Source organism: Algoriphagus lutimaris, assembly GCF_017051705.1.
GTDB classification, from domain to species: Bacteria; Bacteroidota; Bacteroidia; order Cytophagales; family Cyclobacteriaceae; genus Algoriphagus; species Algoriphagus lutimaris.
The window spans coordinates 2544843-2545404 of record NZ_JAFIDJ010000001.1 but is presented as its reverse complement, the minus strand read 5'-3'; the positions used below and the strand labels follow the sequence as shown (position 1 = coordinate 2545404).

Here is a 562-nt window from a genome sequence, read left to right as displayed (position 1 = left end):
CCGAGGTCAGGTTCTGATCATCGGTACCGGAGTTATCGAGTGCGGAAAGGTCTACGGTGGTGGTTCCACCGGCATCGACGATTTCCAGGTCGGTACCATTGAGGGTTCCGGAGGTAATCAATTCATTGGTAGGATCAGCATCGGCATCATTCACATTCACTGTGACCGTATTTCCGTTGGTTAATCCAATTACACCAGGCTGAGAGGGAGCCGAGACAAGCGCTTGAATTTCATTGGTAGGATCGGCATCAGCATCGTTAACATTTAGGTTAAGGGTATTTCCATTTTCGATAGAGATATTACCAGCTCCTCCAGAAGTAGAAAGAATTTGGTTATCTGAACCTGCAGGACCTTGAGGACCTTGATCACCGGTATCTCCCTTATCCCCTTTTAGCGAAGCTAGCCATTCGGCTTCAGTTCCTACAAATCCATTGGCTACTGCGACTTCATATGCGGAGTCGCCATCAGCACCGTCTGCACCTGGGGCACCATCTAATCCATCGGCTCCATCAGCACCTTCAAGAGATGCGAGCCATTCGGCTTCAGTTCCTACAAATCCATT

The 562-nt window shown here is 49.1% G+C and carries 1 pseudogene; it reads right to left on the bottom strand.

Going from position 1 to position 562, the window contains the following annotated elements:
• Positions 1–562, bottom strand: a pseudogene (locus JYB62_RS10445) (hypothetical protein); the annotation flags it as partial.